The organism is Synechococcales cyanobacterium T60_A2020_003, from assembly GCA_015272205.1.
Lineage (GTDB): Bacteria > Cyanobacteriota > Cyanobacteriia > RECH01 > RECH01 > JACYMB01.
Genome location: JACYMB010000281.1, coordinates 1 through 7,845, shown reverse-complemented (window position 1 = coordinate 7,845; position 7,845 = coordinate 1). Strand labels below are relative to the sequence as shown.

General features: G+C 51.2%; 9 protein-coding genes. 4 read left to right on the top strand and 5 right to left on the bottom strand.

Going from position 1 to position 7,845, the window contains the following annotated elements; translation table 11 throughout:
- Positions 1 to 115: 115 nt before the first annotated feature.
- Positions 116 to 1,003: an N-carbamoylputrescine amidase gene (gene aguB, locus IGR76_13945; protein ID MBF2079580.1), complete on the bottom strand. Its 888-nt coding sequence runs from the start codon at positions 1,001 to 1,003 to the stop codon at positions 116 to 118.
- Positions 1,004 to 1,163: 160 nt separating this feature from the next.
- On the opposite strand from aguB, the gene IGR76_13940 reads away from it, so the two are divergent.
- Positions 1,164 to 1,331: a hypothetical protein gene (locus IGR76_13940; GenBank protein MBF2079579.1), complete on the top strand. Its 168-nt coding sequence runs from the start codon at positions 1,164 to 1,166 to the stop codon at positions 1,329 to 1,331.
- 116 nt (positions 1,332 to 1,447) lie between these two features.
- On the opposite strand, the gene IGR76_13935 is transcribed toward IGR76_13940, so the two are convergent.
- A complete protein-coding gene (locus IGR76_13935; GenBank protein MBF2079578.1) occupies positions 1,448 to 3,268 on the bottom strand; it encodes a hypothetical protein in 1,821 nt (606 codons plus the stop codon).
- Between the two features lie 302 nt (positions 3,269 to 3,570).
- Here IGR76_13935 and IGR76_13930 point away from each other — a divergent pair, with 302 nt between their 5' ends.
- Positions 3,571 to 4,416: an alpha/beta hydrolase gene (locus IGR76_13930; protein ID MBF2079577.1), complete on the top strand. Its 846-nt coding sequence runs from the start codon at positions 3,571 to 3,573 to the stop codon at positions 4,414 to 4,416.
- Positions 4,417 to 4,606: 190 nt separating this feature from the next.
- A complete protein-coding gene (locus tag IGR76_13925; protein MBF2079576.1) occupies positions 4,607 to 5,821 on the top strand; it encodes a DUF790 family protein in 1,215 nt (404 codons plus the stop codon).
- Positions 5,822 to 6,000: 179 nt separating this feature from the next.
- On the opposite strand, the gene IGR76_13920 is transcribed toward IGR76_13925, so the two are convergent.
- From IGR76_13920 to IGR76_13910, 3 genes are read right to left on the bottom strand one after another with little or no spacing between them, the layout of a single operon-like run.
- Positions 6,001 to 6,210 (bottom strand): tyrosine-type recombinase/integrase, encoded by a 210-nt coding sequence (locus IGR76_13920; protein ID MBF2079575.1) that lies wholly within the window; start codon positions 6,208 to 6,210, stop codon positions 6,001 to 6,003.
- Positions 6,207 to 6,473 (bottom strand): hypothetical protein, encoded by a 267-nt coding sequence (locus tag IGR76_13915; GenBank protein MBF2079574.1) that lies wholly within the window; start codon positions 6,471 to 6,473, stop codon positions 6,207 to 6,209. The genes IGR76_13920 and IGR76_13915 overlap by 4 nt, the downstream gene beginning before the upstream one ends.
- Before the next feature lie 42 nt (positions 6,474 to 6,515).
- The gene (locus IGR76_13910) at positions 6,516 to 6,989 is read right to left on the bottom strand and encodes a phage integrase N-terminal SAM-like domain-containing protein (GenBank protein MBF2079573.1); all 474 of its coding nucleotides are present in this window, start codon (positions 6,987 to 6,989) and stop codon (positions 6,516 to 6,518) included.
- A 259-nt stretch (positions 6,990 to 7,248) separates the two neighbouring features.
- Here IGR76_13910 and IGR76_13905 point away from each other — a divergent pair, with 259 nt between their 5' ends.
- The gene (locus IGR76_13905) at positions 7,249 to 7,746 is read left to right on the top strand and encodes a hypothetical protein (protein MBF2079572.1); all 498 of its coding nucleotides are present in this window, start codon (positions 7,249 to 7,251) and stop codon (positions 7,744 to 7,746) included.
- Positions 7,747 to 7,845: the final 99 nt, after the last annotated feature.

Genomic DNA, 7,845 nt, shown 5'->3' with positions numbered 1-7,845 from the left:
CCAATCAGAATACCCTATAAGAGACTCCATATGTAGAGTTTGTATCCCCGTTCCCATCAAAACGCAATCTTTCTTTAACCCCCCTCACTCTTCACCTCTCCACCTCTCCACCCCCTCACTCTTCACCTCTCCACCCCATTCCCCCATCCAATCCCATCAACGCCCCATATAGCTCCGGTCGGCGATCGCGAAAAACGCCCCAGGTAGCTCGCATTTGGGCGATCGCATCGAGATCAAACGTTGCCGTAATCACACCTTCCTCAACCCGATTCAGCGCAGCCACGATTTCGCCCGTTGGCCCTGCAATAAACGAGGAACCGTAGAAAGTAATCTCGCAGGTTTTTCCGACTTCGTGTCCAGTGCGGTTAGACGCGACAAGGGGCACTAGGTTTGCGCCAGCGTGGCCTTGCATGACCCGTCGCCAGTGGTCGCAAGAATCCCAGGCGGGATCGGGCGGCTCAGATCCGATAGCGGTTGGGTAAAGGAGCAGTTCTGCCCCCTGCAAAACCATTGCCCGTGCCGCTTCTGGAAACCACTGATCCCAGCAAATGCCCACTCCAATGCGGCCATAGCGAGTAGACCAAACTCGAAACCCCGTATCTCCTGGGGAGAAGTAAAACTTTTCTTGATACCCTGGCCCGTCGGGAATGTGGGATTTGCGATACACGCCCAATAGGGAACCATCGGCATCAATCATCGCGACGGAGTTGAAAAACACCGTATTGCACCGTTCAAAAAAGCTAACAGGCAACACGATTTGCAACTCCGCCGCTAAGGTCTGCATGGATTGAATCCCTGGATGATCCTCCACAGGGTAGGCCGCCTCAAACCAGCGCGGATCTTGATCTTTGCAAAAGTAGGGCAGGCTAAACAACTCCTGAGGAAGCACAACCTCTGCCCCCGCTGCCGCTGCCTTTCGGATGAGGGTCGTCATGTGGGCAACGTTCGCTTCAGGATCATCCTGCATCGCTGCCTGGATTGCTGCAACCGTAATGACTCGCATGGGTTATAGATGACCTTTGGTGGGTTTAATCCATCTTTAGAATAGGTCATGCCCATCCCTATGAGAGAGGGGAATGTCATGCCTGATTTTCTACGATAGTCCTAGTTAATTTAGACAGGAAATTGCCCTATGACTAATCAAAAAAAAAGATAACCAAGACATGAAGCGCTCCGGTTCTGAAGGTGGCTATCAAACCCCAGTGGATCCTGCGAGCCGCCATACCGGAATGTATGAAGAGTCAGATGCGAAGGACGAGGCACGCCCTGAGTCGGGCACGAGCAACACCGGTATAGAAGGCGCACCCAATCAGGGTACTGAAAAGCGTTAAGAGTTATCGATATATTGCACCATCTTTGCGTTTGTTATCTACTAACGCCTTCTCTGGGGTGTTCTGCAAACAGGACATCCCAGTTCAACTCAAAACTGAAATTTAAAAAGACCGCTTTAGGAGTCTTGAACCAAGCCATCGGGCAGATGCTTCCATATTTCATCCACGACCGGGAGGCGTTTGGAGTTGGTTGCACAATGGACATTACCTGCGTTGGCTTGGTAGGCGCTGTCGTCTAGGAACTGCACTTCGAGCCCCAAAGGTTCTAGCTTTTGCCGAATTTCGGCTTGGATTAGGTCTTTACCTTTGACTTGGGGAGCAACGGGATCGCCCACAAACACGATTCCATTAATGTGGACGGAGTTCACCGGATTCGACCATAGGGTTTGAGCTTCGGTGGTGCTGTAAACCATGACGGGTAGTGTGATCACCTGTTTGGGATCAAGGTTGAAGTCGTGCTCGGCCTTCACCAAAATTTGGTCTAGCTTTTCGCGCTGTAGCCAACGATTGTCCTCGACGTACTCTAGCGCTTCATCGACTAAGGTACCGGGAACGCCCACATACTTGTCTCCCTTCCGGTAAGAAGATTGGAGCTTTTCTACAAGATCGACGCCTTCTTGGAGGTTGTTCATCAATAGGTAGGGATTGCCGTTGCGATCGCTCACAAAGCTGAAAATTTCGTCAACGTGTTTCACCAAGAGCCAGGAGGTATCGACTGCCACAGGAAACTGGACGCTCTGCGCTTCCAAAAACGCCACAATCGCCGGGGCAAAACCAACGCCTGATTCAATATTTTTGCCGTAGTAGATGCGGCCTAGGGGATATCCGGGAAGCGGGGGGGTCACTTCTAGGTTGCCCATCCAGTCAACCAGCTCATCTTCGAGGGGCACAGTGCGATATTTACCAACGGTGATAAAGCCCATATCTGGCCCTAGCAGCGTAGGAGGGAACGGATCAATCCCCCGGTTAGCCTGGAGTACGACATGCATGATCGGATGCCCAGGAGTTTGCTGATACCCAATTTCCATCGTGTCTTGCAGCCACATTTCTTCCCAGGCTTCGGCGAAGACGGTGTGCATGGTCACGCCCAAACTGGGTAAGGAGTCTTGAAGCTGAGCCAGCATGGGTTCATTGTTATAGTGCCCCTCACCCACGTAGACATCGGTGGATTGGGCAGTGTTGGGCAGCATTAACCAGGGGCTAACCCGCATTTGCAGGGAATCAGTAATGGGATCGTTGTTGTCTGAGTGATCTGGGACGATCGCCTCAAGGCGGAGTTTGACAATGCCATCCCAGTCTTCATCGGCGAATGCTGTGGCTTCAATGCCTAGGGTGAGATCTTGAGGATTATCGGAGTTCAGCGTAAGTTCGGCAGGCGATCGCAGATTCAGGTACTCCCACGCATCCCCGACTTTTTGGAAGACATGGGTATGGCGGTTACCCCTATTATCTACCGAGAGCTGGAGCCGAGGATTGTTTCGCACCAAGTCATCGGACAGCAGCACTTTAATGAGCGTTAAGTCTTCAGCGTCTTTCTCCCCGTTGACGACCGTATCTAGGGCATCCACTTCCTGATTTTGGTCGTCGTCGTCTACATTGGCGAGGATAAACGCCCCTGACCCCCAAGACCAACGGTCATGATCGTCCATGTCTTCCTTCGTGATCATCCCGTCGCGATTGGTGTCGCTGAGGATCGCAAGATCGACATTATGAATAGAGGAGAGGGTGGCAGCAGGGGCAGTGTTGCGGTTGCCGAGTTGGTCGTGTAATCCAATCAGGAGTGTAAGACCGATCGCGAGAACCATCAGTGCTAGAAATGATACAAATCGCCTGCGTCTGATCTGGGCTTGTCGTTTCATAAGGATGATTTGCACCCTCCCGCTGCTCCGGGCATCGAAGTGTTGATATTGGCTGATGGGCACCTGTCGTCGTTTCATAGGGGGATTTGGCGAATGACCCTTGCCGTAAGGTATAGCGTAGATGCAAAGGAGTTCCTTTCAGCTCGCCGTTGGAACCACGACCCCAGTTTGCCGGAAATTAAAGAATTATAAAGCACCATGCTCCTGATTTAATGCTCCGTCAAAACAGTGTAAGTCTGGAATTTAGGCGATCGCCCCCTCCAAGATCTACGATTTCTGTTATGTGTCTAGCCGTACCTGTTGGGGGTTGAATGAGAAGTCGTAGATCTGACGCCCGATTGATATTCATAATCTCGTTCCACAACAGATAGATGACGCCAATGACAACCTTACCCCCTAGCCAGCTATCACCCATGAACCTGCATCGTACTGTATCGGGAACTGGATTTCCGATGCTTTGTCTGCATGGGCATCCGGGTGCAGGATACTGTATGTCGGTGTTTACGTCATTTCTGTCCCAGGAATTTCGGACGATCGCTCCTGATCTGCGAGGATACGGGAAAAGTCGGGTATCCCAGCCCTTTGGAATGAATCAGCATTTGATGGATTTAGATGCCCTCCTCGATCGGTTTCAAGTATCCCGCTTTGTAGCGTTGGGATGGTCGCTAGGTGGAATTTTAGCGCTAGAGCTGGCGTTGCGCCATCCGGATCGGGTGAGTGGATTAATTTTGGTGGCCACTTCGGCGCGACCGTGGAGTAATCATCCCCGCACGGGCTGGCAGGATGATCTGTTGACGGGCATGGCGTCGTTGGTGAACCGGATCAGCCCTGGAAACTCCGTGGGGATTGAGCTAGGCAAGCGATCGCTCTTTCGCTATCTGGTGCAGCAACATACGCCCAAAACCTACGGATTTCTGGCACGGGAGGCATTGCCTGCCTATCTGCAAACTTCGTCCCATGCCACCAATGCCCTAAATCAAGCGTTGCGATCGCGCTATAACCGTTTACCAGACTTAAAAAATATTCAGTGTCCGAGTTTGGTACTGGCGGGGGAGGGCGATCGCCATATTACCGTAGAATCCAGTCTGGAAACCGCTAAGCATCTGCCCCAAGCGGAGTGCCGGGTGTATTCCAACGTGGCGCACCTGTTTCCGTGGGAAATTGGCGATCGCGTTCAGGCGGATATTCAACGTTGGCTCGTGGCCCATCCGGAAATCAAGACATAAAAAAAGACCCCGCCGAAGCCGGGTCTCCTGAGATCAAACAAGCCCCCAAGATCTCAAGGAATATCCTTCCGAGGAATTCATCCTTCATGGAAGGATACTCTAAGCTTAAGAAACGAACCGCTAACCCAGCGTCGCCTTGATGGTTCACCTAGGCGGGTGATTTTCCACCAACCCAAGTTCGAGTTCAGATATGTTGCCCACAGATTTATTAATGCATCGTCCCCAAGGGGAATCGGTGGTGGCTAAGCAACTGGCGCTAAATGCCGAAAATCGGGCGATCGCCACTGAACTGATCACCCTGTTTCAAGAATCGGTGGGGGCAACCCAGGGAGAACTCAACCGCCATCTTCAAGACATTGAAGGCGAAGAAACCGACTACCGCATCAAGCGCGGCCTCGCTCACATTCTCCGCAGCAACCTCAGCAATTTTGAGATCGTGAGTCCCCTTGACCCCCAGGATCTCCGTCAGCGGGTCTTTGCCCTTTCGGCTCAGCATCCCCCCATTCCCGACCAAGCTGACACCACCCTGCAAACCCTGGCGCAAACCCTCAGCCACGAACTCGATCGCGAAGTCTTTCCCGCCCAAATCCGTGCCGGACTCTACGCCGACCTAGAGGAAAATCGGATCCTCACCGAGTTTGAACCCGTCACCCCTGACCAACTGATCCACCGCTACAACTTAGCGCAGGTGCAGGGTATTTTCTATAAAGCGAGCCAAGTGGTGATCCAGGCACACCGCAACGATCCGGGTGAATATAAACTGCTCTTCCGTTACCTCAAACTCTTTCGCCTGATGGCCTATATCGAAGGTGATGCCGACCATGGATTTACGATTACAATCGATGGCCCCACCAGTCTATTCAAACCCAGCACTCGCTATGGGCTGGACATGGCGAAACTCTTGCCTGCCTTGCTCCACGTCACCAAATGGAGTTTAAAAGCGACACTCCTTTGGCGCGATAGCTACACCAAAAAACAGTCTACGCGTCACTTTACGCTCTCTTCTGATTACACGCTCCAAACCCACTATCCACCGGGCAAACCCTACGACAGTATGCTGGAGGCGTCGTTTGCCGATCGTTGGGATGCGTTGAAATCGGATTGGATGCTGGAACGAGAGGTGGATCTGATTCCGATTCCGGGGAGTGTGATGATTCCGGATTTTCGGCTAGTGCATCCGGATGGACGGATCTATTTGTTAGAAATCGTAGGCTACTGGCGACCGGACTATCTGCGCAAGAAGTTCTCTCAGGTGCGGCAGTCGGATTGTGACAACCTGATTCTGGCGATTTCGGAACGGCTGAATTTGGAGAAAGCGGGGGTGAAGGTGAGCGAGATTCCGGCGAAGGTGGTGTGGTTTAAGTCGAAGCTGTCTCCCAAGGCGGTGCTGGAGGTGTTGGAGTAATGGGGGGCGAGTTGAGGGAGATTTGTGGGAGTGATGTTTTGAACACGCTTAATCGCAATACCGATTTTAAGTTTTGAGTTTTAAGTTTTGAGTTTTGAGTTTTGAGTTTTGAGTTGACGATGCGTTACGACATCAGGGATTCCAGGATTGCATCGGTAGTTGGACTTTAAGACATTGGTTTAAGCATCTAGCGGACTTCGTACGTACAACCCACCCCGATTCAGGACATGGGTGTAGATCATGGTGGTCTTTACGTCTTTGTGGCCTAGGAGTTCTCGCACGGTGCGGATATCGTAGCCGTTTTGCAGGAGATGGGTGGCAAAACTGTGGCGAAAGGTATGGCAACTCACCCTCTTGGAAATCCCTACAGCCCGGATGGCTTGCTTCAGGGCTTTTTGGAGTCCACTTTCATTTGGAGTCCACTTTCATGGAGATGATGCCGCCGACAAATGCCACTGCGAGGATCGAGCGATCGCCGATCGGCTGGAAAAACGTATTGCCACACCCATTCCCGACTGGCCTTTGGATATTTTCGCTCAAGGGCATAGGGCAAGTATACCGATCCATATCCCTGGTCTAAATCTTGCTGGTGTTGTTGTTTGACCCACTGCCAATGTCTATTTAAAGGGTCAACTAACCCTATGGGTAACATGGTGACTCGACTGCGATTGCCCTTTGCGTCGCGAACTACGATTTAGTGTTGCCCAAAGTCTAAATCTTTGACTCGTAATCTTAATCCTTCACTGAGACGCAAACCGCTACCGTAAAGCACTTTGGCAACGAGTTGATAAACGCCGGGAAGGGTGTTGAGAATGCGGCGGGCTTCGTCTGGGGTGAGCACTGTGGGTAGGTAGCGGGTCGGTGTGGCTCGCTCTGCGTTTAAGCCCCAGTTGGTATCCCATTGGTACACATCGCGATATAGAAATATCAGCGCACTGAGGGCTTGATTTTGAGTAGATGGGGTCACGTTTTGATCAACGGCGGGGTGGGTGAGAAATGTTTCTATTTCAGATGCGCCCATGTCCCGTGGGGGCTTCATATGATGGAAGGCAATGAAGCGTTTAATCCAGTAAATGTAGGTTTTTTCAGTTTGGTAGGAGTAGTGCCTGCGGCGCAGGACATCCCGCACCTCTTCGAGTAATTTTGGAGGGTTTGATGGGTTTGACATGATGGCAGATGTTACAGATCCGATGATGTGGTAAATATTACACGCATTACTGAGATCTGAATTCTGAAATTATACGGAAAGTTTCCGTATAACTCCTGAAAATCTGGATATTATCGAGAAAGTTTCGGTTGAATTATGGAAAATCAGCATTTCAATAGAAACTTTCCGGATAACTCCCTGGAGTGGGGGTTTTATACAGAAACTTTCCACATAATAAATTGTTAGACGGATAGGATGTTAGACGGATAGGAGGCTGCATATGACGGCGCAAATCGGTGAGCGTTTGATCTTCGACGGGAAAGAGACTTCGATGGCGTTCTGCCCACCACTTCCAAAGGGACATCCCAGAATCATCGAGATAGACCCGGACAAGGCAAAGCATGATGATTCCGCTCCCATTTCTCTCATTCTACTCTCGACGGCCTGTTGGCGGGGATATCAGGGAACATGGGAGATTAAGGATGGACAGTTCTATCTGGTTGATCTTTGCGGTAGGTTCCGATTGCAGGGGGAAGAACCCCTTTTGGCAGACTGGTTTTCAGGCGTCCTTCGTATCCCAAGGGGTGAAATGCTGCAATACGTCCACATGGGTTTCGGTTCTATATTTGAAGAGGAAGTTCACGTCAAGATTGAAAGGGGGAAGGTCATAACGTCACGAGTCATCAACAATCGGGGGAAAAAGCAGGACGAGTGGGAGTTGAGCTGGCTGAACCTACCAGGCGGAGAGAATCGCTTTCCTGGCGACGATGAACTGTGAGTATTCATCGCAGACCGGGTTCGCCTAACAGTCGGGTTGCAGCCGACCGTTAGGCGGAATAAGATAAGCTACTTAAATATGTTCAGTAGATAAGTACAT